Origin of the sequence: Achromobacter pestifer (genome assembly GCF_902859625.1) — a bacterium.
Lineage (GTDB): Bacteria > Pseudomonadota > Gammaproteobacteria > Burkholderiales > Burkholderiaceae_B > Achromobacter > Achromobacter pestifer.
In genome coordinates, this window is record NZ_CADIJX010000001.1 from 521,788 (window position 1) to 545,279 (window position 23,492).

Annotated in this window: 26 protein-coding genes; 15 read left to right on the forward strand and 11 right to left on the reverse strand. The window is 64.2% G+C overall.

The window, feature by feature from the left end; all coding sequences use genetic code 11:
* Nucleotides 1-18: 18 nt before the first annotated feature.
* Complete coding sequence (locus HV753_RS02355; RefSeq protein ID WP_175172813.1) at nucleotides 19-918, reverse strand: LysR family transcriptional regulator; 900 nt, start codon at nucleotides 916-918, stop codon at nucleotides 19-21.
* Nucleotides 919-1,023: 105 nt separating this feature from the next.
* Between HV753_RS02355 and HV753_RS02360 the strand changes: the two genes are divergently transcribed.
* Both HV753_RS02360 and HV753_RS02365 read left to right on the forward strand, forming a co-directional pair.
* On the forward strand, nucleotides 1,024-2,313 hold the full coding sequence (locus tag HV753_RS02360) for an MFS transporter (protein WP_175172814.1): 1,290 nt from the start codon (nucleotides 1,024-1,026) through the stop codon (nucleotides 2,311-2,313).
* An 11-nt stretch (nucleotides 2,314-2,324) separates the two neighbouring features.
* The gene (locus HV753_RS02365) at nucleotides 2,325-2,723 is read left to right on the forward strand and encodes a VOC family protein (RefSeq protein WP_175172815.1); all 399 of its coding nucleotides are present in this window, start codon (nucleotides 2,325-2,327) and stop codon (nucleotides 2,721-2,723) included.
* Here the strand turns inward: HV753_RS02365 and HV753_RS02370 are convergent.
* Entirely contained in the window at nucleotides 2,720-3,166 is a 447-nt protein-coding gene (locus HV753_RS02370; RefSeq protein WP_425485868.1) for a flagellar transcriptional regulator FlhD, read from the reverse strand. The two genes, HV753_RS02365 and HV753_RS02370, sit on opposite strands and share 4 nt — an antisense overlap.
* Nucleotides 3,167-3,329: 163 nt before the next feature.
* Between HV753_RS02370 and HV753_RS02375 the strand changes: the two genes are divergently transcribed.
* The 3 genes from HV753_RS02375 to HV753_RS02385 all read left to right on the forward strand — a co-directional run bounded on the left by HV753_RS02375 (nucleotide 3,330) and on the right by HV753_RS02385 (nucleotide 7,646).
* Nucleotides 3,330-4,046: a DUF2325 domain-containing protein gene (locus tag HV753_RS02375; RefSeq protein ID WP_175172817.1), complete on the forward strand. Its 717-nt coding sequence runs from the start codon at nucleotides 3,330-3,332 to the stop codon at nucleotides 4,044-4,046.
* 72 nt (nucleotides 4,047-4,118) lie between these two features.
* A complete protein-coding gene (locus tag HV753_RS02380) occupies nucleotides 4,119-7,124 on the forward strand; it encodes a PAS domain S-box protein (protein ID WP_175172818.1) in 3,006 nt (1,001 codons plus the stop codon).
* Between the two features lie 165 nt (nucleotides 7,125-7,289).
* On the forward strand, nucleotides 7,290-7,646 hold the full coding sequence (locus HV753_RS02385; protein ID WP_175172819.1) for a superantigen-like protein SSL4: 357 nt from the start codon (nucleotides 7,290-7,292) through the stop codon (nucleotides 7,644-7,646).
* 110 nt (nucleotides 7,647-7,756) lie between these two features.
* Here the strand turns inward: HV753_RS02385 and HV753_RS02390 are convergent, their stop codons facing one another.
* Together HV753_RS02390 and HV753_RS02395 are read right to left on the reverse strand one after the other, a co-directional pair.
* Nucleotides 7,757-9,214 (reverse strand): RNA polymerase factor sigma-54, encoded by a 1,458-nt coding sequence (locus HV753_RS02390; RefSeq protein ID WP_175172820.1) that lies wholly within the window; start codon nucleotides 9,212-9,214, stop codon nucleotides 7,757-7,759.
* Between the two features lie 153 nt (nucleotides 9,215-9,367).
* Entirely contained in the window at nucleotides 9,368-10,312 is a 945-nt protein-coding gene (locus HV753_RS02395; RefSeq protein ID WP_281370968.1) for a sigma-54 interaction domain-containing protein, read from the reverse strand.
* Between the two features lie 266 nt (nucleotides 10,313-10,578).
* Here HV753_RS02395 and HV753_RS02400 point away from each other — a divergent pair, with 266 nt between their 5' ends.
* Nucleotides 10,579-11,958, forward strand: coding sequence for a sigma-54-dependent transcriptional regulator (locus HV753_RS02400; protein ID WP_175172821.1), 1,380 nt, complete (start codon nucleotides 10,579-10,581; stop codon nucleotides 11,956-11,958).
* A gap of 51 nt (nucleotides 11,959-12,009) precedes the next feature.
* On the opposite strand, the gene HV753_RS02405 is transcribed toward HV753_RS02400, so the two are convergent.
* Nucleotides 12,010-12,378, reverse strand: a complete 369-nt coding sequence (locus tag HV753_RS02405; protein WP_175172822.1) for a hypothetical protein — start codon at nucleotides 12,376-12,378, stop codon at nucleotides 12,010-12,012.
* Nucleotides 12,379-12,512: 134 nt separating this feature from the next.
* Between HV753_RS02405 and HV753_RS02410 the strand changes: the two genes are divergently transcribed.
* Both HV753_RS02410 and HV753_RS02415 read left to right on the forward strand, forming a co-directional pair.
* Entirely contained in the window at nucleotides 12,513-12,734 is a 222-nt protein-coding gene (locus tag HV753_RS02410) for a hypothetical protein (RefSeq protein ID WP_175172823.1), read from the forward strand.
* Nucleotides 12,735-12,831: 97 nt separating this feature from the next.
* Entirely contained in the window at nucleotides 12,832-13,422 is a 591-nt protein-coding gene (locus HV753_RS02415) for a hypothetical protein (protein ID WP_175172824.1), read from the forward strand.
* A 12-nt stretch (nucleotides 13,423-13,434) separates the two neighbouring features.
* Here HV753_RS02415 and HV753_RS02420 read toward each other — a convergent pair whose 3' ends face one another.
* Nucleotides 13,435-14,322 carry an SDR family oxidoreductase gene (locus HV753_RS02420; RefSeq protein ID WP_175172825.1) on the reverse strand — a complete coding sequence of 296 codons (888 nt, stop codon included), beginning with the start codon at nucleotides 14,320-14,322 and terminating at the stop codon, nucleotides 13,435-13,437.
* Between the two features lie 178 nt (nucleotides 14,323-14,500).
* Between HV753_RS02420 and HV753_RS02425 the strand changes: the two genes are divergently transcribed.
* A complete protein-coding gene (locus HV753_RS02425) occupies nucleotides 14,501-14,677 on the forward strand; it encodes a CsbD family protein (RefSeq protein ID WP_175172826.1) in 177 nt (58 codons plus the stop codon).
* A gap of 27 nt (nucleotides 14,678-14,704) precedes the next feature.
* Here the strand turns inward: HV753_RS02425 and HV753_RS02430 are convergent, their stop codons facing one another.
* Entirely contained in the window at nucleotides 14,705-15,046 is a 342-nt protein-coding gene (locus HV753_RS02430) for an ElaB/YgaM/YqjD family protein (RefSeq protein ID WP_175172827.1), read from the reverse strand.
* Between the two features lie 77 nt (nucleotides 15,047-15,123).
* Nucleotides 15,124-15,456, reverse strand: a complete 333-nt coding sequence (locus HV753_RS02435) for a four-helix bundle copper-binding protein (protein ID WP_175172828.1) — start codon at nucleotides 15,454-15,456, stop codon at nucleotides 15,124-15,126.
* Nucleotides 15,457-15,601: 145 nt separating this feature from the next.
* Here HV753_RS02435 and HV753_RS31190 point away from each other — a divergent pair, with 145 nt between their 5' ends.
* Nucleotides 15,602-15,865, forward strand: a complete 264-nt coding sequence (locus HV753_RS31190; protein WP_246288123.1) for a hypothetical protein — start codon at nucleotides 15,602-15,604, stop codon at nucleotides 15,863-15,865.
* Between the two features lie 21 nt (nucleotides 15,866-15,886).
* Here HV753_RS31190 and HV753_RS02440 read toward each other — a convergent pair whose 3' ends face one another.
* Entirely contained in the window at nucleotides 15,887-16,918 is a 1,032-nt protein-coding gene (locus HV753_RS02440) for a DNA topoisomerase IB (RefSeq protein ID WP_175172829.1), read from the reverse strand.
* A 187-nt stretch (nucleotides 16,919-17,105) separates the two neighbouring features.
* Between HV753_RS02440 and HV753_RS02445 the strand changes: the two genes are divergently transcribed.
* The 3 genes from HV753_RS02445 to HV753_RS02455 all read left to right on the forward strand — a co-directional run bounded on the left by HV753_RS02445 (nucleotide 17,106) and on the right by HV753_RS02455 (nucleotide 18,600).
* Entirely contained in the window at nucleotides 17,106-17,267 is a 162-nt protein-coding gene (locus tag HV753_RS02445) for a hypothetical protein (protein WP_175172830.1), read from the forward strand.
* 61 nt (nucleotides 17,268-17,328) lie between these two features.
* The gene (locus tag HV753_RS02450; RefSeq protein WP_006222114.1) at nucleotides 17,329-17,481 is read left to right on the forward strand and encodes a DUF3309 domain-containing protein; all 153 of its coding nucleotides are present in this window, start codon (nucleotides 17,329-17,331) and stop codon (nucleotides 17,479-17,481) included.
* Nucleotides 17,482-17,643: 162 nt separating this feature from the next.
* Nucleotides 17,644-18,600: a 2-hydroxyacid dehydrogenase gene (locus tag HV753_RS02455; protein ID WP_175172831.1), complete on the forward strand. Its 957-nt coding sequence runs from the start codon at nucleotides 17,644-17,646 to the stop codon at nucleotides 18,598-18,600.
* A gap of 21 nt (nucleotides 18,601-18,621) precedes the next feature.
* Here HV753_RS02455 and HV753_RS02460 read toward each other — a convergent pair whose 3' ends face one another.
* Entirely contained in the window at nucleotides 18,622-19,458 is an 837-nt protein-coding gene (locus tag HV753_RS02460) for a universal stress protein (protein WP_175172832.1), read from the reverse strand.
* A gap of 127 nt (nucleotides 19,459-19,585) precedes the next feature.
* Nucleotides 19,586-21,724: an FUSC family protein gene (locus HV753_RS02465; protein ID WP_175172833.1), complete on the reverse strand. Its 2,139-nt coding sequence runs from the start codon at nucleotides 21,722-21,724 to the stop codon at nucleotides 19,586-19,588.
* Nucleotides 21,725-22,064: 340 nt separating this feature from the next.
* On the opposite strand from HV753_RS02465, the gene HV753_RS02470 reads away from it, so the two are divergent.
* Both HV753_RS02470 and HV753_RS02475 read left to right on the forward strand, forming a co-directional pair.
* Entirely contained in the window at nucleotides 22,065-22,976 is a 912-nt protein-coding gene (locus tag HV753_RS02470) for an EAL domain-containing protein (protein ID WP_175172834.1), read from the forward strand.
* 164 nt (nucleotides 22,977-23,140) lie between these two features.
* Nucleotides 23,141-23,320, forward strand: a complete 180-nt coding sequence (locus tag HV753_RS02475; RefSeq protein ID WP_175172835.1) for a hypothetical protein — start codon at nucleotides 23,141-23,143, stop codon at nucleotides 23,318-23,320.
* The last annotated feature ends 172 nt before the right edge of the window (nucleotides 23,321-23,492 follow it).

The window sequence follows — 23,492 nt, forward strand, 5'->3', positions numbered from 1 at the left end:
GCCTGTTGCGCGTGGCGTTCAAAGCCGTTCCGGGTGGGCCAGCCGGCGCAGCATGTCAACGGCGTTACCGGCCGCGACCGATCGGTCATGGCGCCGGTAGGCGATGTCCAGCAAGGCGTGTGGGGCGTCGCCGTCGATGGGACGATATTCAATGCCTTCGGCGCCCATGTGGCGCATGGCAGCCGGCACCACCGAAATCCCGACGCCCGCCGCAACCAGGCTGACGATGGACGCCATCTGCGGCGCTTCCTGGATGACGCGCGGGGCAAAGCCTGCCCGCTGGCAGGCGGATTGGATGGCGTCGTAGAGTCCCGCGCCGATCGGGCGCGGATACAGCACGAAGTCTTCGTCGGCGAGTGCCGCGATGGGTACGCTGTGCCGGGCGCTCAAGGGGTGGCCCGGGGGCAGGGCGACCAGCATGGGTTCGTCCAGCACGCGCTCCGATTCAAATTCCGGATCCAGCACATAGGGGGGACGCACAAACGCCACATCGACCTCACCCAGACGCAACCCGCGCAGCAACGACTGGGTGTTGCTTTCCGTGAGCGTGACGCGCACGTCCGGGTACCGGTCGCGAAAAGCGCGGATGGCGCGTGGCAGATAAGGGTGGAACACCGCCGACGCCGTGAATCCCACCGTGACCGCGCCACGTTCGCCCCGGCCCAGGCGACGGGCGGTGTCGATGGCGCGATCCGCGCTGGCCAGGATGGCTCGGGCGTCTTCCAGGAACTGGGCGCCGGCTTCGGTCATTTCGACGCCGCGCGGCAGTCGCAGGAACAGGGGCGTGCCGATTTCACGTTCAAGTTGCTGGATTTGCTGACTGAGTGGCGGTTGGCCGATACCCAGGCGGGCCGCCGCCCGAGTGAAGTGCAGCTCTTCAGCGACCGCGGTGAAATAGCGCAGATGACGGAGTTCCATCGTTTATAAATATGACTTGTGTGAGTTTCATATATTGGACATATGTAGGGGAAAAGTCTACTGTGTGGTCACGGGCTGCATGCCCGTTGCCTTTCGAGAATCTTGATGTCTTCCCCCTCTGCCAGTTCATCCTCCCCGGCTCCCTCCGACACGCTAGCCCGGGGCACGCCCGGGCTGCGCCGTGCGCAGTGGGCTCTGTTCGCCGCCGGCTTTTCCACCTTTTCCTTGTTGTATTGCGTGCAGCCGCTGATGCCGCTGTTCACCCGCGCGTTCGAGGTGTCGCCGGCGCAAAGCAGTTTGGTGCTGTCCGTATGTACCGGTCTGCTGGCCGTGGCCATCTTCTTTGTCGGCTTGTTCTCGCAAGCCTTGCCGCGCAAACGGGTCATGGCGTTGTCGCTGTTCGCGTCGGCCGTGCTGGGCACGATCGCGGCAGTGGCGCCGGACTGGCATAGCCTGCTGGCGTTGCGCGCATTGCAGGGGGTGGCGATGGGGGGCGTGCCCGCGGTGGCCATGGCCTATCTGGCCGAAGAGGTCGAGCCCGACACCCTGGGTTTCGTCATGGGCCTGTATATCAGCGGCAGTGCGTTTGGCGGTCTGTCCGGCCGGGTCATCACCGGCCTGGTGTCCGATCACTTCGGCTGGCGCGTGGCGATGGGCACGCTGGGCCTGCTGGGCGTGGTGGCTGCCGTCTTGTTCGTCTGGTTGCTACCGGCGTCGCGCCGCTTCACGCCGCAACGCGGCCGGGGCTGGGCCGGCGTGTGGGGGGACGTACGCGCGGGGGTTGGCACGCATCTGAAGAACGGCCCCTTGTGTGCGCTGTTCGCGATGGGTGGGCTGTTGATGGGCGCATTCGTCACGCTCTACAACTACGTGGGCTTCCGGTTGCTGCTGCCGCCGTTTTCGCTCAGCCAGACCTTCATCGGGTTCATCTTCGTGGTCTACCTGGTGGGCATCTTTGCGTCGACCTTCTTCGGCCGGCTGGCCGACCGCCACGGCCGTGGCGTGATGTTGTCGGCCGCCACGGGTCTGGCGCTGGCGGGATTGCTGTTGACGCTATCCGATATCTTGGCCGTGCTGATCGGCGGAATCGTCCTGTTCACATTCGGCTTTTTTGCGGCCCATGCGGTGGCCAGCGGCTGGGTAGGGCAGATGGCGCGTGGCTACAAGGCGTTGGCCGCGTCGCTCTACTTGTTGGTGTACTACGTCGGGTCCAGCGTGCTGGGGGCGTGGGGCGGGCATTTCTGGGCCGCCAGCCAATGGCCTGGTGTGGCCGGGATGGCCGGTGGGCTGCTGGCACTGGCGCTGCTGATCAGCATGGGCTTGGCGTGGCGGACACGCGGCAATCTGACGTCACGCCGGAATTGGCAAGGCATAATTCCGCATTCCTCGGACTAGCGAGCGGCCTCATGTTTTCACATCTTTGCATTGGCGTCGGTGACTTTGAACGCGCATTTGCCTTCTATTCCGCACAGGCCGATGCGCTTGGACTGCGCTTGCGGTTCGTGGAACGGGACCGTCCCTGGGCGGGCTGGCAGCCATCCGCAGGCGGCAGGCCACTATTCGTGATCAATGCGCCCCATGACGGGCAGGCCGCCGCGCCGGGCAACGGGCAGATGACGGCATTCCTGGCGTCCGACCGCGCCACGGTGGACCGCTGCCATGCCCTGGCGCTGTCGATGGGCGCTACGTGCGAAGGACCGCCAGGGCTCAGGCCCGAATATCACGCGGACTATTACGGCGCCTACTTCCGCGATGCCGATGGCAACAAAATCTGCATCTGCTGCCACGATCCGGCAGCAGGCTAGGGCTGCTCGACCATCTTGCGTTCAGGCGGTGCGCCGGTTGATAGCCGGGAGGCCAGCGTGGCGTCGATGCCCTGGCTCAGCGCCGACAACAGCATGTGCGGCGCCAGATCCAGTTGCGCCAGCAGCACGCTGCACCGCGACATCTTGACCAAATCATCATGCTGCAAGGCAGCCAACCACTGGCAGGCAGGTTGCGAAATCTGTAGGCCGGCCATGGCGGCGGCATTTCCCGTGCGCGCCATGCGCTGCAACAGCAGCAGGTACATCAGGTTGGTTTCGTGGATATCGCGCAGAAGTTCGGTGGATCTCGGCATCGGGCACCCCTGACTTCGTTGATTCCGCCAGACGGCCGCGGCCGGTGGGGAAGGGCGCGTGGCGTCCTCAGGGGAACGTCTATTCCAAACCCGGAAGGGGCTTGCGTGCCGATATGGTTTGTCGATCATATTTAAGCGACCAGGGCGCGTCAGCTATGGATTTCCCTGTACGCGATCCGGTGATATCGTCATTACCTAAAAACGACGCATTCTCATTTATAATTGACGGCATGCCAAGTGGCGCGTGCCGGGGTTTCCCGCGCGAGGTTCCTGTTTCACCCCGAGGGCTGCGATGAATTCTTCCCACCTTGACCGCCAGACGCTCCAACGCGAACACGCGGCATTGCTTGCTGCCTACGGCCAGGCGCAATCGCATTGCAGTCAGTTGCTTACCGCGCAAACGGCGCGGATCCTGCAACTGGAGGCCGAAGCCATGCGCTTGCGCGCTGCGGTCATTCAGCGCGACACCGCCTTGGCGTGGGCCCGCGAAGAGCAGCGGACCTTGGAAGGATCAATACCCGGCTTGCCCAAGCGCGTGGCGCTGGCGCGACGGGTCACGCAACTGATGGAGCGCGTGCAGAGCCTGATGCGGGAGCGGCTGGCGTGGCAGGACCGAGCCAGTCAGGCACGAGCGCGTCCGGTTGAGCCGCTGGCGGAATCCAGGGTCAAGTCTCCGGCGGTGACTGCCGTTGCGCTGCGGCAGAAGTCCGTGCTTTGCGTGGGGGAAGATGCCATGGCGTTGATGTTGACGCGCAAGGTCGTGGAAATGGCCGGTGGCCGTTATCTCGGCCACAGCGGCGAGGGCGATGCCGATGGCGCGACGCTGGAGGCCAGCCTGGTCGCCGCGGATCTGGTGATCTGCCAAACGGGTTGCGTCAGCCATGGCGCATATTGGCGCGTCAAGGACCATTGCACCCGCACCGGTAAGCAGTGCGTGCTGGTGGACAAGCCGGAAGCGCTGAACGCCTTGCGCCTGGACCAGGAACAGGCGTTCGAGCAGGAACGGTAGCCTCGCGTTACCTAGCGTTTCGGCAACGTGGCACGGCCCCGCCATACAGTAGGTACTGGCTAAGGGGCAGATATGTTGAAAAAACAGGATCACGTTGCTCTTCCTTGGGCCGATACGCTGGCCCGTCTGGAAGATGAACGCATCATGCTGCAACGGATTGCCGCCGGCATGCCGCTTGCGAACGTCCTGGAACTTGTGTTGCAAGCCATCGAAGCGCAGTCCAGCGTGGAACTCCGCGCGGCGATCGCATTGATCGACGATACCGGGACGTTCCTGGTGCAGGCGGCGGCGCCCAGCCTGCCCGTGGCATTCAGCCAGGCCGTGCAGCGCACGCCCATCGGGCCGCATATGGCGTCATGGGGCACGGCGGCCTATACGGGCACGGCCGTCTATGTGGAAGACATCGCCTCGCATCCCGACTGGGAGCGCTGGCGCGACCTGGCGCTGGCGCATGGGTTGCGGGCGTGCTGGTCCACGCCGATCAAGGCGCCCGATGGCCATTTGCTCGGGGTCTTCTCGAACTACTACAGCGCTGTCCGGTCGCCAACGCCGTACGACATCGATGCCATCGCCGTGGTGACGCGCAGCGCCGCACTGGCGATTGAACGACACCTGACCGACGCCGCGCTGCGCGATAGCGGCGAGCGCTGGCGAGCCATGTTCGATGGCATGCAGGAAGCGTTCTTCCTGAGTGAAGCGCTGCGGGACGAAAACGGCCGCATCGTGGACTTCCGCTTTCTGGAGGTCAACCCTGCCTTTGAACGTCAAAGCGGCATGAAAGAGGGTGACACGCTGGGCCATACCTTGCGCGAGATGATTCCGGGTGTGCCCGGGCAGATCATGGACGCCTTCGCGCAAGTGGTGGAAACAGGCGAGCCGACCCAGTTCGAGTTTGCGGTGCCGGCACCCAAAGAGGCCTGGTACGAGGCGCGAGCGCGCAAGGACGGCGCGGATCGCATGATGGCGCTGTTCCTGGATGTCACGGCGCGCAAGGCTGCCGAAACCGAGCTTTGGGAAGGGCAGCACCGCAAGAATTTCATGTTGTCGTTGGGCGATCGCATGCGGGAACTGCACCAGCAGTCCGAAATCGAACATGCGGCCTGCGCCGGGCTGGGCCAGCATTTGGCGTTGGGCCTGGTGGCGGTGGCAGACTGGTCGGGCAATGACAGCGATGCGGTGGCATTGTCGACCTGCTGGAGATCGGAGGCCGATCGGGCCACGCAACTGGCGCCGGTCCCGGGTCTGCTGGGAGACGAATTCAAGGCCGAGTTACGCAAGGGCCGCACGGCTTATCTGCAACCCTTGGTGGCGGACCAGGACGGTGAGATCCGGCCTTCCGCAATCGTGGTGCCCATGCGTCGTTGGGGGCGGCAGGGGGGCGCGTTGCTGGTGCGCCCGAAGGGCGGCAGCGGACTCAAGGGTAGCGATATTGCCTTCATTGAAGAAGTGACGGAGCGCATGTGCGATGCCGTCGAACGGTCGCAGTACGCCCGTACGCTGGAGCATCGTGTCGAACACGCCATTGCCGAACGTGACCGTATCTGGCGCCTGTCGCCGGAATTGCTTGCCGTCGTCGATGGGCAGGAACGCTTTGTCAGCGTCAACCCCGCAGTGCGCCCGATCCTGGGTTGGAGCCCGGAGCAGTTCCTTTCCATGGGACTGACCGAATTGGTCCATGCGGACGATCAGGCCGCCACGCGCGCCGCGATGGCGCAGGCATCGCGCATGGACCCGACCCAGGCGGTGCGCCATATGGAAAACCGGCTGCTGGGGCGGGATGGCACCTACCGCTGGATCACGTGGAGCATGTCGTGGTCACAGGACAGCCTGTACATGACGGGCCGCGACGATACGGACTTGAAGGCGCAGGCCGAGATGCTGCGCGATACCGAGCAGGCCTTGCGACAGTCGCAGAAAATGGAGGCGGTGGGGCGCTTGACCGGCGGTATCGCGCATGACTTCAACAACATGCTCCAGGGCATCACGGGCGCCTTGTACCTGATCCGTCGCAAGCTGGCCGCGGGCACGCCGGACCAGGCGCAACGCTTCATCAATGTCGCCATGGATTCCGCAAACCGCGCCGCGCATCTTACGCAACGGTTGCTGACCTTTTCCCGGCGGCAGCCCATTGACCCCAAACCGTTCAGCGTGGCGTCCACGTTGCAGTCCATGGCGGATCTGTTCCATCGCTACACGGGCGAGCGAGTGCACTTGCTTTTCGAGCTGGAGCCCAGCCTGTGGACCGTGCGGTGCGACAAGAATCAATTTGAGAATGCCCTGTTGAATCTGGTGATCAACGCCTGCGATGCCATGCCCAATGGCGGCGCGTTGACGATTGCCGCGTTGAACCAGTCGTTGGATGCCACGCTGTTGCGCCAATTCCCGGGCGTGAGTCCAGGCGATTTCGTGGAGGTCTCGGTGACGGACGTGGGCTGCGGCATGCCGCCGGACGTGCTGGCGCACGCGTTTGATCCTTTCTTCACCACCAAGCCGTTGGGCGAAGGGACCGGCCTGGGCTTGTCGATGATCTATGGCTTTGCGAAGCAGGCCGGCGGCATGGCCACGTTGGAGAGCGCGGAGGGCCAGGGAACGACGGTCAGGCTGTTCCTGCCCAGATACGATGGCATGCCGGATACGGCACAGCGCCAGGAGGCTGCCGCGCCGCATTCGGCCGGTGTCGGACGGCCGTCCGTGGTGGTGCTGGTGGAGGACGATTCCAATGTGCGTGACATGGTGCATGAATGCCTGGTGGAACTGGGCATGCAGGTGCTGACGGCCTCCGACGGCGAGGCGGGGTTGGAGCTGGTGCTGGCCACGGCAGGCATCGATCTGCTGGTGACCGACGTGGGCTTGCCCGCCTTGAATGGACGGCAACTGGCGGATGCGGCGCGGGCGGCGCATCCTGGGTTGAAGGTACTGCTGATGACGGGTTATGCCGAAAGCGCCTCGCATGACCGCGGGTTCCTGGCATCCGGGATGGAGCTGATCGTCAAACCGTTCTCGCTGGACGCGCTAGGCGAACGGGTGCAACACATGTTGGCCACGCCCCACGAGGCTGGCCCTGGTGCAATGACCTGAGCGTTTTCCTGGCCGAGAGGCCAGTGTTGCAAAGACAGGTAAAAAATACCCGTCCGCACACTCCGGCTGCGTCGTGTCGCGACGAGGGGCACGGGAACATGGGATCCGATTGGCGGGAACAAGGCTTGCGTGCAGGTCCTTGCATTCCAACCAAGGAGCCTGACTATGAAGATCCGTGCCATGACTTGCACTTTTGTTCTGTTGACGGGCCTGACGGCCACCGGCGCGGTGCTGGCCCAATCCGCCAGCCCGACCACGCCGTCGTCCACGCCGAACGATCCTGGTGCCGCGCAGCCGAATCGTCCCTTGCCGGCGGGGCAGATGGCGCCCGCGCCCAACGCGACGCCCTCCACGGGCACCGCACCGCCTGCGATGCAGCATAACGGAACCATGTCGTCGGGCAAGAAACACGCCGATGAAACGCCGAAACGCCCGCGCGAAGCCAATGACAACGTGCCGCGCACGCCTGCGGCCGGCGCTGCGCCGCCTCCGGGGTATCCGAATTCGGGCGGTTCCAAGTAAGCGTCCTGAAAGAGGTCATCCGTGAAAAGGGCTTCCCTCGGGGGAAGCCCTTTTTTTGTATTCGCGCCGGTCAGGTTGGCCGGCAGATGAGGTTCGCGCCAAGGGTGGTGCTAGTGTTGGCGGCGCAGCTCCGCTGGTGGCACCCGCAGTTGCCCCCGGTACTTCGACACGGTGCGGCGGGCCAGCAGAATGCCGCTTGCGGCCAATTGCTGAGTCAACGCCACGTCGGACAGGGGCATGGTGGGGTCTTCGGCGTCGACCATTTCCTTGATCAGGGCGCGCACTGCCGCAGCGGAGCATGAGCCGCCCGATTCCGTTGCCAGTTCGCGCGAGAAGAAGTGGCGGAATTCAAAAACGCCTCTAGGCGTGACCATGTATTTGCCTACCGTGGCGCGTGACACCGTGGACTCGTGCATATCCAGATCGTCAGCCACCTCACGCAGCATCAAGGGGCGCAGCGCCACTTCACCGTATTCAAAGAAGGTCTGCTGGCGTTTGACGATCGCCTCGGCCACGCGCTGGATGGTCGTATAGCGCTGCTCCACGTTGCGCACCAGCCAACGCGCCTCTTGAAGCTCTTGCGCCATGGGGCTGCGGTCATCCAGACGGGCGCGGCGGAACAAATCCGCGTAGGTGTGGTGCAGGCGCGCGTGCGGCATGGCATTGCGGTTGGGCAGCACACGCCAGCGGGCGTGCCATTTGTCCACGAAGACGTCAGGGACGACGTATACCGGTGCTTCGGCGCTATAGCGTGCGCCGGGTTTGGGGTCCAGGCTGCGGATCAGCGCGCAGGCATCGCGCAGCGCCTCGTCGGAACAGTCCAGCAGCCGGCGCAAGCCAACGCAGTCGTTCTTTCCCAGCCTGTCCAGGTGTTCACGCACGATGCGCAGCGCTAGGTCGCGGGTGGACGGGGCAACCGTTCGCGCGGCGGCCAATTGCAGCGACAGGCATTCCGTGAGGTCCCGAGCGCCCAGGCCGGGCGCATCCAATTGCTGCACCAGGCGCAAAGCGGTAGTCCATTCCGCGTCATCGGGCGGCGGGCTGAATTCGGGCCGATCCGCGCTGCAAAGAGTGGCGAGCGGAACGCGCAAATAGCCGTCGTCGTCCAGGGCATCAACGATGAATTCGGCCAGCAGCCGGTCACGCGGCTGCAAGTGATAATTGCCCAGGTCAAGCGATAAGCGCTCTCGCATCGACAGCGATGCGCTGGCCCACTGGCCCAGGTCTTTGCCGTCACCGCTCATCCCGGATGGCGGCGTGGGGTAATCGCCTGAATAGGTCGGGGCGTCGGGCGGCGCGTCTTCGGCGTCGGAGGTGGGGGTGGGCTTGTGCTCGGACGGCGGATCGATGTTGCTGCCGTGGCTGGCTGGCGCCGAACCCGGAAAACCAGGCGTGGGTTCGGCGTCCTGTTCGTCGCCGTCTTCAAGAAAGGGGTTGGTGGCAAGCGCATGCTCCACCGCGGTTGTGAATTCAAGCGCCGACATTTGCAGTAGTTTGACGGACTGCTGTAGCCGGGGCGCCAACGTCATCTGCTGGCGCAGGCGCAATTCTTGCGTGGGATGGCCCAATCGAGTCTCCTTGCCGGAAGCCGCTGGACGCGGCTCATCCTGGTATTCAAGCAAACTCCATGCCAAGTTCCTGTACGGGCAAGAACGGGTAAGGAGTGGCCCCACGGGCGCTTGCGGGCGAAGACGGTATTACAAGCCGGCGGTAAGAATTGCTCAGCGATCCGCCAAGCTGTCCTTTTCGTAGACGTCCAGCCGGTTGTACAGCGTCTTCAGGCTGACGCCCAACGTGTCTGCGGTCAGGCGCTTGTCTCCGGCATGGTGCGCCAGTGTCGCCAGAATGAACTCTCGCTGGGCGGACCCCAGCGGCATTCCCACAGGGAAACGCAACGCGCCGTCGCGGATTTCTGCTCGCTGGCCGACAGGGGTTCTTGCAGGCATATCGGCATCCAATTGGGTGTCTGCAAGGATGAAGGCGCGCTGCACCGCATTGCGTAGTTCCCGCACGTTGCCCGGCCAGTCGTGCTGCGAGATTGCGTCCAGCATGCGCTTGGAAAATGTCTTCTGCGTCTGATACTGCGTATTGAGGGTAGCCAGGAACCGGTGCGCCAGGATCAACGCATCGTCCCCGCGTTCTCGCAACGGCGGCACGCGCAACGGGATCACCAGCAGCCGGTGCAGGAAATCCTGGCGCAGCCGGCCATCGGCGACGGATGCCGCAGGGTCACGGTTGCTCGCGCAGATGATGCGCACATTGGCGCGCAGCAGGTCTGATCCGCCCACGCGCTGATAGGTGCCCGCTTCCAGCACGCGCAAGAAATGCACCTGCATGTCGGGGGGCATCTCGGTGACTTCATCAAGGAACAAGGTGCCGCCGCTGGCGTATTCAAAGTAGCCCGCGTTTTGGGCGATTGCGCCGGTGAAGCTACCCTTTTCGTGGCCGAACAATTCGGCATGGGCAAGCGTGCCGCTGATGGCGCCGCAGTTCACTGCTACGAAGGGCTGGCCGCGCCGATCACTGGCGTCGTGGATGGCGCGCGCCACGATCTCTTTGCCGGCGCCGCTTTCGCCCACGATGAAAACGCTGGCGTCGGTGGCGGCCGCCAATTGCAACTGGCTGCCCAGCTTTTGCATGACGGGCGACAGGCCTGTCACGTCCATCGGAAGGGCGGGGGACGCCAACGCATCCTCGCGCCCGGTGGTGGTGCGATTTGCCATGCTGATACCTCGGCCCGCGCTAGGCCTAGTCGCGACTTTTTCATCGTAGTGTCCCCATTCGCTCAGGATTGCGACCAGTTGCAAGTATTCGAAAACTTTAGTGGTCGGTATCGAATGTTTACGCTTCGCCGCGCCAGAGTGATTATTCTCATTCCCATGTGAATGCGTGGCGTGCGGCATCCGGCTGTACGCGGCGATACGGAGAATCTATGCCTCATTTGCTGATCGTGGACGACGACGACGCGATACGGGAAACACTCGCCGAAATGGGCCGTGACAGCGGCTTCTCGGTGGCGGTGGCGGGCAGCGTCAAGGACGCGCTAATACAGCTGGAACGTCAAGCGCCGGATCTGGTGCTGACTGACGTTCGGCTGCCTGGCGGCAATGGCATGGACATTTTCAAGAATGTTGCCGTGGCCAGTGCCGAGGTCGTGGTGATGACTGGCCACGGCACGGTCGACTATGCCGTCCAGGCCTTGAGACTGGGCGCCAGCGATTTTCTGGTCAAGCCGATCTGCATGGATCGGCTGAATGGCATTCTGACGCGGGTCGCCGCCAATGCGGGCGGTGACTTGCCCGGCATGCCGTTCGAGGAAGCCGGCCGCTTTGGCAAGCTTTACGGCGCATCCGACTGCATGACGCAGTTGTACCGCCAAATCGGGCGCGTGGCGCCCACCAACGTCACGACCTTGCTGATCGGCGAAAGCGGCACGGGCAAAGAGCTGGCCGCCCATGCCATCCATGAATTGAGCACGCGCCGCCAACGCCCGTTCATCGCGGTCAACTGCGGCGCGATTTCCCCCAATCTGATCGAAAGCGAAATGTTCGGCCATGAGCGCGGCAGCTTCACGGGCGCCGACCGTCAGCACAAGGGCTATTTCGAGCGCGCCGATGGCGGTACCTTGTTCCTTGATGAAGTCACCGAAATGCCGCTGGACTTGCAGGTCAAGCTGCTGCGGGTACTGGAGACCGGGCAATTCATGCGGGTGGGCACCAATCGCGAAATCGGCTGCGACATTCGCATCGTGGCCGCCACCAACCGCAATCCGGAGCAGGCGGTGCAGGACGGAAAGCTTCGCGAAGACCTGTATTACCGGCTAAGCGTCTTTCCCATTGAACTGCCGCCGCTGCGCGAGCGCGGCGACGATATCCTGTTCCTGGCGCAGCGCTTCTTGCAGGCGCAGAATCAGGAATCCGGCAAGAACAAAGCCTTTTCGACAAAGGCGGCCGATGCGCTGATGCAGTACGAATGGCCGGGCAATGTGCGCGAACTCAAGAACTTTGTCCGCCGTGCATTCATCATGGCCGACGGCGATGTGCTGGATGTGGACCTGCTGGCCCCGCACGTGTCGCCAGGCAGCGACGCGACGGAGGGGCAGGTCAGTGTGCCGGTGGGCGAAACGCTGGCCGAGGCCGACCGCCGGCTGATCCTGGCCACGCTGGCGCGCTGCAATGGCGTGAAGAAGCAAACGGCCGCCATGCTGGGTATCAGCCCCAAGACGCTATACAACCGGCTGGAGGAATATGCGGCGGCTGGCTACGTTCTGCCCGGGGAAGAGGGGGCAGGCGAGCTGCGCGACGCGGGCTAGGCAGGACACCGCCCGGCGCAGGCCAGGCACGGGCGGCGTTCGTGGGCGGGATTACTTGCCGTAGCGGGTCTTCAGATCCGCCATGCAGGCATCCTTGCCATTGCCGGACATGGCATCGCACTTTTCCTTGCCTACTTTGTAATCGGCGTCGTTGCGGACCTTGGCGGCGTCATGGTTGGCTTCGGCCTTTTCCTTGCCCGCCTTGGCATCTGCCCGCGCCTTGTCCCGGGTCGCTTCAGCCTGCTGTTGGCAGACGTCCTTCTGATTGCCCTTCATACCGTCGCATTGTTTTTTATCCATTTTGTATTGATTGTCGATCTGCTCGCTACTGCGTATCTGCGTGCTTTGCGCGGAAGCCTGGAACGCCAGGGCGGACAGGCACAGGGCGATGGCGGGGCAAACGGTTCTGGACAGATTCATGATTGGCTCCTTTGGGTAGAGGTCCGATAGATGAAAGCGGACCCACACCGGTGCCAAGCAAGCCGCGTTCCCGGCATGGCCAGGTACGCGGCTTGCGCAACCTCTGACCCATCAAGGGCAACGCGGAGAAAGAGATGACACAACACACCAAGCACGATTCGACCAAGCCCAAGGCGAACGCCCCAAGCGACGAGACGGATGCAGCGCATCGCAGCGGACAGTTCGGCGCGGACAAGCCGGGATTCGGCAAGCAGCCGCAACCCGCGAAGCGGCCAGCCGACAAAACGCCCAATACCAAGGGGGCGGAATATGAAGAGGGCGGGCAGTATCCCGGCACCCGTCCCGGCGGGAAATAGGGGGCCGGGCTGGCGTCCGTCAGTCGGGGGGCGTGCCATCTCCCGGCGGGCATGCCAGTTGCTGCCTCTGCTGCACATATTCATCCGGGAGATCGTCATGTCCATGATTGTCGCCGCACGCTTCCAGACATTCGACCAAGCCGCCCTGGCCGCCAACAAGCTCTTCGCCGAAGGCTTCACGGAAGATGACGTGCATACGTTCTACATCAATTCAGCGGGCGAACATGGCCGCTATCCCCTGGGCGGCGACCGCGCGGCGGATCCCGACTCCAAGGGGGGGCATTGGGGCGCCGTGGCGGGCGCATCGGCCTTGGGCTTGGTTTTCGCGCTGCTGGGCGGCCTGATCGCGGCGCGTTTGACGGCGCCGCTGCTGATTGTCATTGCCGCCGCGGGCGTGGGCGCGTACCTGGGAGCTCTGGCGGGCGCGTTGTGGATCGTCGGACGGGACAAGCGCCGGAATCCGGCCGAGGCGCGCGCGCAGGAGAATCATCCGCCGGTGCGCGCGGCGGGCGTCATGCTGGCGCTGCATGTGCCTGTAGGACAAGAAGGGCTGGCGCGGCGGGTGTTGCGCGAATCGGGCGGTCATGACATCGAGCGGGCGAACGGCCGGTGGCTGGACGGCAAATGGGAAGACTTCGACCCCTTGACCCCGCCCCGGCACGTCGAGGCGCCCACGTCGGTCGCCTGACGGCGCGGCGCGTCAGTCGCCCGCGCTGCCCGTGATCGGCAGCACGATGCCGGTGATGTAGCTTGCGCAAACCGGAGAGGCCAAAAAGACATAGGCGGGTGAAATTTCTTCCGGTTGCGCGGGCCGCCCCAGATCCGTGTGTTTGCCAAATTCCTTGATGTCCTCCGGGCGTTGATCGGCGGGGTTCAAAGGCGTCCAGACAGGACCTGGCGCGACGGCGTTAACGCGGATTCCGTCATCAGCCAGATTCGCGGCCAGGGATCGCGTGAAGGCATGGATGGCGCCTTTTGTGGACGAATAGTCCAGCAGCCTGGCGCTGCCCCGCAGCCCGGTCACCGAACCGGTATTGATGATGGACGCGCCCGCCTTCAAGTGCGGCACCGCGGCCCGGGCCATGTAGAAATAGGCTGTGATGTTGGTGCGTAGCGTTTTTTCCCATTTCTCGTCGCTGATGGCGGTCAGCGTATCGGTGTGCTGCTGGTAGGCGGCGTTGTTCACCAGGACATCCAGTTTGCCGAAGCCTTCGATCACTTGCGCGACGGCTTGTTCGCAGAAAGCGGCATCCTGCACGTCGCCCGCGATCAGCAGGCAGCGCCGGCCTTCGGCCTCTACCGCGCGACGGGTTTGCTCGGCGTCTTCGTGTTCGTTCAGGTAGACGACGGCGACGTCCGCGCCTTCGCGCGCGAAAAGCACGCTGACCGCGCGGCCGATGCCCGAGTCTCCGCCCGTGACAATGGCGGCCATGTCTTGCAGTTTGCCGCTGCCGCGATAGCCCGGCGCCTGATACTGAGGCTTGAGTTCCATGTCGGCCTCGCTGCCAGGCTTGTCCAGATGCTGTTCTGGCATGGGCGGCACGGGGTGCGGACGGTCGCCGGTGCCGGTTTTGCCGGGCTTGCTCATGCGGTGCTCCCTAGAGTCGTCGCGCGCGAATGGCGCGTTGCCATCCAAGCAAGCAATTGGCGTTCCTGGCGGCAGTCGCGCCCGCCGCGCGTGCCGTGGGCACGCGCCTTGCTATGGCCTTCGCAGGCGCCAGCCATGGCGCCGCCAACCCAACCACTCGATGAAAAGTGAGAGAACCATGAACAAGGACCAGGTGAAGGGCAGGGTCAACGAAGCCGTCGGCAAGGCGAAGGAAGTCGCCGGCAAGGCGACCGGCAGCACGTCCACCGAGCTCAAGGGGACGGCCCAGAAGGTGGCGGGCAAGACGCAGGCCGCCTATGGGGATGCCAAGGACAAAGTGCAGAAGCCGGACTGAGTCCGGCGGGTCCGACTCCCGGCGCGGCTATTGGCGTCCCACGATGACGCCGAACAAGAACGCCGCGCCGGCCACCAGCCCGATGGCCTGCCACGGGCGGGCGTGAATGTACTCTTCCGTGCAATCGATGGTCTCGCGCATCAGGTCGCCGGCATTGTCGGAGGCGTCACGCAAGCTGCGCCGCGTGGCGATCAATTGATCCGACAGACGTGTTTTGAGCGCATCCAGATCGGTCGGATCGGCATCGCGCAATGTAGCTTCAATTTCATCAATCCAACTTTCCGGATGGCGCGCGCGCCTGCGCGACCCACGATTGTCCGGCCCGTTCTCGGGAAAATCGGAAGGCAAGGGGGTGTTCGTAGAGGCCATCAGAAAGCTCCTGGCGATCGGGCGGGATTTGCCGCCAGCGCGGATCGGCCCGTGCGGCCGCGCGGCGTGTCGAGGCCTTAAGCCTCGAGCATGTCTTGGCAAGCCAGCGTGCAGGCCAGGCATGCCCCGGCGCAAATCTGGCAATGCTCCATGTCCTGGTGGGGAGCGCAGGCCCGCGCGCAGGCATCGCAGATCAATGCGCATAAAGTACATAGCGCGGTAGAAAACTCCCCGTCGCGCGCAAGCATCGCGGCGCACAGCCGGCAGACATCGGCGCAATCCGTCGCCAGGCTGATGCAGCGCTTCATGCGGGCGGCGTTGATTTCCAGACTGGTAGCGGCGCACTGGTCGCAGGCCACCGCGCATTCGTAGCAGGCTTGCACACATTGCTCGAAGTTGGGGTCTCGCATTGCATCTCCTTGTGAGTGCCCGTGGCGCTTGGCGAAGACACACCCGTCCAGGCGGGCACATCCGCTTGCAATTTGAAGGTACTGACAGTGCGTTATCCCGGCGCTGGCGGTAGGATGAAGCATCGAAACCCGGCAGGAGATCCCAATGAAGACTCGATCCGCTTCGACATCAACCACCCCTGGCCACACGGGCGCGGCCGCAAGGCCCGATGCCGTGGACAACGCTAAGATACTGCCCCCTGGCGGTCCCGTCGATGTGCCGAAACAACCGGTCAAACCAGACGCCTCCACGCCTGATGAGGCGGCTGGCGATAAGCGTGCGGTCGTTGACAATCAAACGGAATCTAACTGGGCGGACGGCGCGGCGCCACAACCACGGGCAAAGAACGCCCGCTCATCCCTTTTCTGACGGCACGCCGGTGTCTGCCTTCTAAGTGGCAGCGGGCAGCCCGCGCAGGAACGCCAGCAAGCGCCGCTCGTCCGCGGCCAGGCCGCGCGGGCCGTCTGGCGCCCGCGACTTCGGCGGCAAGGCGCCCGCCAGATAGGCCTCAAGCACGCTGGGGTGCACGTAACAGGCGCGGCACACTGCGGGGGTGTTGGCCAGGCGCTGCGACACCTGCTTGATGACGTCCACCACGGTCTGTTTGGCTTGCGCCTCGTTCTGGTAGGGCTGTGCCTGCAACGCGGCGTGCGCCAGCACCGATCCGGCCCAGGTACGGTAGTGCTTTGCCGTGAAATCGCCTGCGCCGGCGGCGCGTAGATAGGCGTTGACGGCTTCGGAGTCCACTGGGTGTTTGCCGCCTTCTTCATCCAGGTACTGGAACAGCTGCTGGCCTGGAATTTCCAGGCAACGCTTGATGATGCGGGTCACGCGGCGGTCAGTCACCGTGACATCGTGGGGTACGCCGCTTTTTCCTTGGAACCGAAACCGCAGGCGGCTGCCCGCCACGGTGGCGTGCCGGCGCTTCAGCGTCGTCAGGCCATACGACTTGTTCGCGCGGGCGTACTCGCGCGCGCCGATGCGGATCAAGGTGGTTTCCAGCAGGCGGACCAACGTGGCGATCACTTTCTGCTGCGCCAATCCGTTCGTGCGCATGTCCCGGTCGACTTGCCGGCGGATGCGCGGCAACGCCTGGCCAAAGGCCAGCAGGTTTTGATATTTGTCGGCATCGCGCAGCGCGGCCCAGCCGGGGTGATACCGGTACTGTTTGCGTCCCCGCGCGTCGCGCCCGGTGGCTTGCAAATGACCATGGGGCAGGGGACAGATCCACACGTCCTCATAGGCAGGAGGAATCACCAACGCCTGGATACGGGCGATCTCGGCCGCGTCCTCGATGCGCTTTCCCTGGGTATCCAGGTACTGGAACGCGCTGCCATTCACGCGGCGCCGGCGGTAGCCAGGTTGCGTGTCGTCAACGTAGACCAGCGCGGCAAGCGCGGGCTGCGAAGTGGGGGCGTCCATGTTGTCTCCGGCCACGTGAGTCGCGCCTGCGAGCAAGCCGCGTGCCCAGTTGTGGTGTTGCCTCGCGGCGGCGCATGCCGGGCACGGCGCTTGCTGAGGCAGTGGGCAGCAACAACATCAGCGATCCGATCGTTGCAGGCCGAGGCGCATCACCGCGCTTGGGCAAGAATTCCTACAGGAGAGTGCCATGCATGCCACATTGCAGCTACACGTGCCGCCCAAGCCCGAGCCGATTCCGCCCGGGTCGCCGCCAGGGGATCTGCCGGTGGAGCCCGATACCGACGAGCCGGAGGTGGATCTGCCCCCGCTGTCGCCACCGATCAAGGAAATCGATCCTCCCAAACGCTGATGCCGCATGCCGCTGAAAACTCGAATCTGAAAACTCGAATCAATAACGACGAGGAGTCATCATGTCGACCATTCTGCTGATCATTCTGATCCTGCTGCTTATTGGCGCTGTACCGGCCTGGCCACACAGCAAGGGCTGGGGCTATTACCCCAGCGGATTGCTTGGCATTGTCGTGATCGTGCTGATCGTGATGCTGCTGATGGGGCGGATATAGCGTCTGACGGCCGGTTGAACGCCGGGCACACGTAGCCGTGGCGGCAAGCCGGCCGTCTTGCAGGGAATGGTCGCCCACTGGACGGTGGGTAGCGCAGGTGCGTGGCGAGGCGTAAGATTTCCCGGCCTTTTCGCAGCCATCCGCCTATCCGGCAACAGCACAATGACCATTCCCTTATTGATTCTGATCGACAGCGTGCAGGATTTCCTGCCCGCGATTGAAGCCCGTGGCTTTCAGGCCCTTTACGCGCCGACGGCACAGGCCCGCGCGCAGGCCATCCGCGACCATGCCCAAGACATCCGCATCGTGTTGACGCGCGGCGCAACGGGATTTCACGCCGATGAAATTGCAGTCTTGCCGAAGCTGGAAATGATCTGTTCGCTGGGGGTGGGCTACGAGAACATCGATCTGGATGCGGCCGCGGCGCGGGGCATCATCGTCACGAATGGTCCGGGCGCCAACGCGGTGTCGGTGGCCGACCACGCCATGGCGTTGCTGCTGGGCGTTGCCCGCCATCTTCCCCAGGCCGATGCCTGGGTGCGGCAAGGACACTGGAGCGGGTTCATGGGGCCGCAGGTCACGGGCAAGCGCCTGGGCATCCTGGGCCTGGGCACGATCGGGATGGAAATCGCCAAGCGCGGCGCCAAGGGGTTCGACATGAGTGTCGGGTATTACAACCGGCGCGCGCGTCCGGAATCCGGCTACACCTACTTCGACAATCCGCGTGACCTGGCCGAGGCTTCCGACTTCCTGGTCGTGGCAACGCCGGGCGGCCCGGGCACCCGGCATCTGGTGAATGCCGACGTGCTGGATGCGTTGGGCCCGAATGGCTATCTGGTGAATATCGCGCGCGGCAGCGTGGTGGATACCGCGGCCTTGATCGCCGCGCTGACGGAAAAGCGCATTGCGGGCGCCGGTTTGGACGTGGTGGATGGGGAACCGCAGATTCCCGACGCGCTGAAACCATTGACCAACGTGGTCTTGACGCCGCACAGTGCGGGCCGTTCACCCGAAGCCATCGCGGCGATCGTGGCGTTGTTCTTGCAGAACGCCACGGCGCATTTCGGCGGCCAGCCTGTGTTGACGCCTGTCGTCCACGCGCAAGCCGAAGCCGCCTGAGTTCAGCCTATTGGTGGGGTCTCAATGCGAGAACATGATCGGCACGGTCATGCTCTTCAAGATGGACGCGGTAGCCCCGCCCATTGCCCATTCACGGAACTTGCTGTGGCCGTAGGCGCCCATGACGATCAGGTCGGCGCTATGGTCGGCGGCCGCGTTCAGGATGGTGCTGCCGACGCCGACGCCCTTGATGTCGCGGCGCACGTGGTCCGGGGCGGGCATGCCTTGGGCGATGCAGTACGTGGCCAGATCTTCAAAGGGCACGGCTGGGCCTTTCTGCGTGGATCCGCCTTCGTCCATGGTCAGCACCACCAAGTGCGATGACAGGCGCAGGGCCGGCGCCGCGTCCGCGAGGGCGCGCGCGGCTTCGCGGCTGCCGTCCCAGCAAAGCAGTACGCGGTCGCCCACGGTGGAGAATTGACCGCTGGAGGGCAGGACCAGCACGGGGCGGCCGGCGGTCAGCAACATCTGCTCGACAAATTCGATCTCGTGCGCCGCTTCGACGTCATCGCGGTTGAACTGGCTGACGATGACGAGATCACTGGTGCGTGCATACAGGGCCACGCATGCGCTGGGTGAGGTGTCGCCAGCGCGCACGACGGCCGGCACATCCGCTGCGGCGGCGGCTTCCAGGAATGCATCCTGCACCGCGCTGCGATTCTGCGCCTGCAATTCCTTCATGACGTTCAGCGTGCGCGACATCAGCACGGATTCACCATAGTAGTGCTGGGGAGGCGCGGCGCTGGCATAGATGCCGACCAGCTCGGCCCGATGACGCTTGGCCAGCGACAACGCCAGATCAGTACGGCGTTTGCAGTCGAATCCGTGGTCCAGGTGTACGGCAATGCGGCGATACATGCGGGTCTCCTTAGTAAGCGTCCCATAGCAACATGGTTGCGCTTTCTGTCAGGACGGCCCTTGATGCGTGTCAAACCGTCCTCAGAATCCTGGGGATGGCGCAAAGGGGCGGGCATGCATCGCCGGACTACTGGGGCGGATCTTTTTCGATGCGGTCACGCAGTTGGCGGACCTGTCGCGCCTGCTGGGCGATGCGGCCAAGCGGTTCGGCCAGCACGGGGTCGGCCGAGGTGATGGCGGCGGGTACCACCCACTGACGGGCAGAAGCGTCCGGCGCATGGTCCTGCGGATGCAGCGCGTGCGCCAGGACCAGTCCGTAGCGACGCAGCGCCTCGGCGGCGGGGGCGTCCGCAGGTAGGGCGGGTTGTATTTCCAGCACCGTTCCTGCGGCGGTGATCCGGCGCATGGCGTTCAGCAGGTTCACTGCGGTGTCCACTTTGCGGTCGCGGTGCACGGGATTCTGCTGCAAGCGTTGCAACGAGGCTTCAGCGTTGTCAGCCGACAAGCACGCCTGACGGCGCAGCGCCACGATGCTGGTGTCGTCCGGGTTGGCCGCCTGGCCGCTTTTCTGCCGGATCAGCGCCAACGCATAGGCTGCGTGCCGGTCCAACGCCCGGGTCAAGGCGCCGGCCAATTGCCGGGGTTCTTTCTCTGGCCACACCAGAAAACCCACCAGCAGCGCAAGAATCCCACCCAGCACGCTGTTGAAGGCCCGCAGCGCCGCCAATGTCGGTTCATAGATATCGGGCTGCTGAATATGGCTGACCAGTACGAATTGCGAGGTCAGAAAGAACGTGAACAGGGCGTAATGGATCGTGCGCGCGGCGAAGGTGCCCAGCGCAATGGGCAGCACCGCCAGCGCCACCGACAGCGGAGTGGTCAGCAGCAAGCCCAGCAATGACGCCCCGATGGCCCCGGCCACACTGCCAATCACGCGCTCGACGGTACGCTGCCAGGTGGTGGCGAAGTAGGGCTGAAGGATGAACACCAGCGTCAGAGACATCCAATAGCCGTGATTGACGGCGAATGTCTTGGACAAGGCCACGGCGATGGTGGCGCCCACGCCTACCCGCAAGGCATGGCGGAAGGCATCGGATTCCACGCCCAGATTCTGGCGCAGCGTGCGCCAGGCCTGCCGCATGCGAGACGTTGCCCGCAGGCTCTGGGCGGGTGTGGCAGGTGCGTCATCCTGGTCGAACAGTGCCTGCATGATGGCCTGCGCTGTATGCAGCAAGCGATCCAGCACGGGCACCACGGTCGCCAGATCGGGCGCATAGGCCGTCGCGCCGCCGCGCAGGTCGTGCAAGCCTGCGCCAAAATGGGCGAGCCGTTCGCGCAGGCATTCCGCCTGCTTGGGGTCGCTGACGTCCGAGGTGCTGGCAATGGCGTTGCAGACGCTGGCGTAGCGGTGCAGTGCGTGCGACAGATGCGCGCCGGCGCTGCGGCCCAGCCATTGCGGCGCGTGGGATTCCAGCAGGTCGGCAGCGGCCACCAGCGCGATGAAGCTGTCTTCGGCGCTGTCCAGCAGATAGGTCAGTTGATTTGCACGGGAGCGCCGTGACGGGCGCGTGTCCTGGACTTCGCGGATGCGGATCCGGGCGGCTTCCAGGGCGGCGCGCTGGGCGCTGCGTTGTGGCTTGGTCACGGCCGTCCAGGCCTGTGGACCTGCCGCCGGAGTCAGGCCCGAATACATACCCGCCAGCGCATCGGCAAAATCCGCCAGTCCACGGTAACAATGCGCGACCGCATGGGTGGCGTCTTTCCAGGGCCGCCGGCGCCATACCAATGCGGTCATCAGGATGGCCCAGACCGCGCCGGCCAGGAAGAACAACGTATAAGACAGGCTTTCGGCCAGCGTTGGCGCAGGCAGCTCGGCCGCCACCACGAAGCCGGCCGAAAGCAGCGTGCCCACGATGGCTGCCGCGGGCCCCAACACGCGCAGCAGGCCGCCAAAGGTGCAGCAGACGAACGTCAGGGGCAGAAGCAACCATAAGTGGCCCGCGCTGGCGCTGGCCAAAAAGCAGAACAGGGCGCCGATCAGACCCAGCGCAAGCATGGAGCCTGCGCGCTGACGCAAGGGGCCGCCGGGGTCGCCGAAGCAGGCCCAGAACGCGGCGATCGCGGTCCAGCCCAACCGGGGTTCGTGCACCAGCACGGCGACGATGACAGGCGCGGCACTGATGGCGGCGGCTTGCAGGGCGTCCAGCCACAGCACATTGCGCAAAGACACGCGCCAACGGGAAAGCAGATTCGTCACGCTATTCATGAAGCAGAGAAGGGCCCGGAAGGCCGGAAGACGCAAACCCTAGCATGTCGACAACGGTGCTTTGACACCCTCACCGTCGTTGTCCACGGGGTAGGCAATTCATGAATCCCCATGTACGCACACAAATAGTTGCACTTGTGTGACTTTACCGCCTCTTAGGCGCAAAATTGCCTGGAACAATTGAGCAAAATCGCATAAAAAAACATTGGCGGTTCAACGCGCTGGAAATTTCTACCAGCGTCATGGCGGCAAGCCAGTAGCGAATACTCATGTCCCAATGTGCCTCTTTCTGCGCCCGGACAGCGCAGGCCATAAGCAGAGGCACGCGAGGAGTGTAGACATGACGCCCACTCACGAGGCTTCTACAGGCTCGGTGGTCAGCGACGAAGAGATCGCTGCCATGGTGACAGGAAAAGATGGCCTGCGGGTGCTGTTGCAGCCCCAGGTCGATCTGCTGACGGGCAGGATCGTATCCGCCGAAGCGTTGGCGCGATGGCAGCATCCTCGCCTGGGCATTGTCATGCCTGCTGAGTTCATCCCTGCCATCAATCGCATGGGGTTGGACACACTCCTGTTCGAGCGCGTCTGCGTGCGCGTGATCGATGTGCTGCTGACCATGCGCCGCGCGGGCATAGCGGTGCCGGTGGCCATCAACGCGCCGGCAACGACATTGTCCGACCAACGCGCGGTGCGATTCTTGCTGGACCTGATCCGCAGCGCCGAACTGCCGGCCTCGCTGGTACGGGTGGAACTGACGGAAGACCAGCCCATCCGGGAGTTGGACGTGCTGCGCGCGTCACTCATGACGTTGGAAGAGGCGGGGTGCGAGGTCAGCCTGGATGATTTTGGTACAGGGCACGCCTCGCTGAAGCTGCTGTCGGCCATCCCCTTGTCGGAAGTGAAGATCGACCAGTATTTCGTGACGCGCATGCGGCGTAGCGCGGTCGCGTTTGAAGTGCTTCGCACCGCTGCCGAACTGGCCACGCGCCTGGGCTGGCGTGTGGTTGCCGAAGGGGTGGAGAACGTTGCGGATATCCCCGCGCTGCGGGCCGCAGGTTGCCGTTATGGGCAGGGCTATGCGTTGGGCCGTCCGATGTCGCTGGATGAATTGATGCTGCGGTTGCGGACACAGCGCGACCGGGGCGAGCCCTTGGCCGCACCCGCCAACTATGCGTCGTCCTGGATCGAGGCCTTTGACGGCGCCGGCAAAGAGACGGAATCCGTATTTTCCGCAGGTGTCGCCACGCAATAACAGAGGCGGGTGGGGCCGACCGCTCGGGGGCAGATTTTTCCAACAAGGCCCGGACTTACCGGCCGAAAAATGGGGACTTCAATCTCCCTGCCGTCAGGGCGTTTGGGCACGTCAGTTGCTACTCCTGTTCCAGCGGAGTCCTTCCGCCTACTAGGAGACTTGTAATGTCCAATCAGAACCAGCCCGACCAGCAAAAGCAGCCGCAAAAGCAACAGGCTCAGGAAAACCCCAAAGACCGTACTCAACCGGGCCAGCAGCAGCCTGGCCAATCTGGCCAGACCGCCGACAAAGGCCAAGGCCAGCCGGGTCAGCAACCTGGCCAGCAAGACAAGGCGCAGCGCTGATACGCTGATTCCTTGATCGCGCCTTGACGTCCGGAAGCCGGCTGCGCGAATCCCAACGGCTCCGTCCGCGCCATCCACGGCGCGGACGGAGCCGTTTGCGCAAATGCAGGCATAAGCTGCCATCATCCCTTTCGTCCATTGAATAATGGCGCCATATCGTTGACCATTCTTT

Coding starts and splice junctions, on each gene's coding strand:
- HV753_RS02355 (WP_175172813.1), bottom strand. CDS start 918: ATGGAACTCCGTCATCTGCGCTATTTCACCGCGGTCGCTGAAGAGCTG.
- HV753_RS02360 (WP_175172814.1), top strand. CDS start 1,024: ATGTCTTCCCCCTCTGCCAGTTCATCCTCCCCGGCTCCCTCCGACACG.
- HV753_RS02365 (WP_175172815.1), top strand. CDS start 2,325: ATGTTTTCACATCTTTGCATTGGCGTCGGTGACTTTGAACGCGCATTT.
- HV753_RS02370 (WP_425485868.1), bottom strand. CDS start 3,166: ATGATCGACAAACCATATCGGCACGCAAGCCCCTTCCGGGTTTGGAAT.
- HV753_RS02375 (WP_175172817.1), top strand. CDS start 3,330: ATGAATTCTTCCCACCTTGACCGCCAGACGCTCCAACGCGAACACGCG.
- HV753_RS02380 (WP_175172818.1), top strand. CDS start 4,119: ATGTTGAAAAAACAGGATCACGTTGCTCTTCCTTGGGCCGATACGCTG.
- HV753_RS02385 (WP_175172819.1), top strand. CDS start 7,290: ATGAAGATCCGTGCCATGACTTGCACTTTTGTTCTGTTGACGGGCCTG.
- HV753_RS02395 (WP_281370968.1), bottom strand. CDS start 10,312: ATGGACGTGACAGGCCTGTCGCCCGTCATGCAAAAGCTGGGCAGCCAG.
- HV753_RS02400 (WP_175172821.1), top strand. CDS start 10,579: ATGCCTCATTTGCTGATCGTGGACGACGACGACGCGATACGGGAAACA.
- HV753_RS02405 (WP_175172822.1), bottom strand. CDS start 12,378: ATGAATCTGTCCAGAACCGTTTGCCCCGCCATCGCCCTGTGCCTGTCC.
- HV753_RS02410 (WP_175172823.1), top strand. CDS start 12,513: ATGACACAACACACCAAGCACGATTCGACCAAGCCCAAGGCGAACGCC.
- HV753_RS02415 (WP_175172824.1), top strand. CDS start 12,832: ATGTCCATGATTGTCGCCGCACGCTTCCAGACATTCGACCAAGCCGCC.
- HV753_RS02420 (WP_175172825.1), bottom strand. CDS start 14,322: ATGAGCAAGCCCGGCAAAACCGGCACCGGCGACCGTCCGCACCCCGTG.
- HV753_RS02425 (WP_175172826.1), top strand. CDS start 14,501: ATGAACAAGGACCAGGTGAAGGGCAGGGTCAACGAAGCCGTCGGCAAG.
- HV753_RS02430 (WP_175172827.1), bottom strand. CDS start 15,046: ATGGCCTCTACGAACACCCCCTTGCCTTCCGATTTTCCCGAGAACGGG.
- HV753_RS02435 (WP_175172828.1), bottom strand. CDS start 15,456: ATGCGAGACCCCAACTTCGAGCAATGTGTGCAAGCCTGCTACGAATGC.
- HV753_RS31190 (WP_246288123.1), top strand. CDS start 15,602: ATGAAGACTCGATCCGCTTCGACATCAACCACCCCTGGCCACACGGGC.
- HV753_RS02440 (WP_175172829.1), bottom strand. CDS start 16,918: ATGGACGCCCCCACTTCGCAGCCCGCGCTTGCCGCGCTGGTCTACGTT.
- HV753_RS02445 (WP_175172830.1), top strand. CDS start 17,106: ATGCATGCCACATTGCAGCTACACGTGCCGCCCAAGCCCGAGCCGATT.
- HV753_RS02450 (WP_006222114.1), top strand. CDS start 17,329: ATGTCGACCATTCTGCTGATCATTCTGATCCTGCTGCTTATTGGCGCT.
- HV753_RS02455 (WP_175172831.1), top strand. CDS start 17,644: ATGACCATTCCCTTATTGATTCTGATCGACAGCGTGCAGGATTTCCTG.
- HV753_RS02460 (WP_175172832.1), bottom strand. CDS start 19,458: ATGTATCGCCGCATTGCCGTACACCTGGACCACGGATTCGACTGCAAA.
- HV753_RS02465 (WP_175172833.1), bottom strand. CDS start 21,724: ATGAATAGCGTGACGAATCTGCTTTCCCGTTGGCGCGTGTCTTTGCGC.
- HV753_RS02470 (WP_175172834.1), top strand. CDS start 22,065: ATGACGCCCACTCACGAGGCTTCTACAGGCTCGGTGGTCAGCGACGAA.
- HV753_RS02475 (WP_175172835.1), top strand. CDS start 23,141: ATGTCCAATCAGAACCAGCCCGACCAGCAAAAGCAGCCGCAAAAGCAA.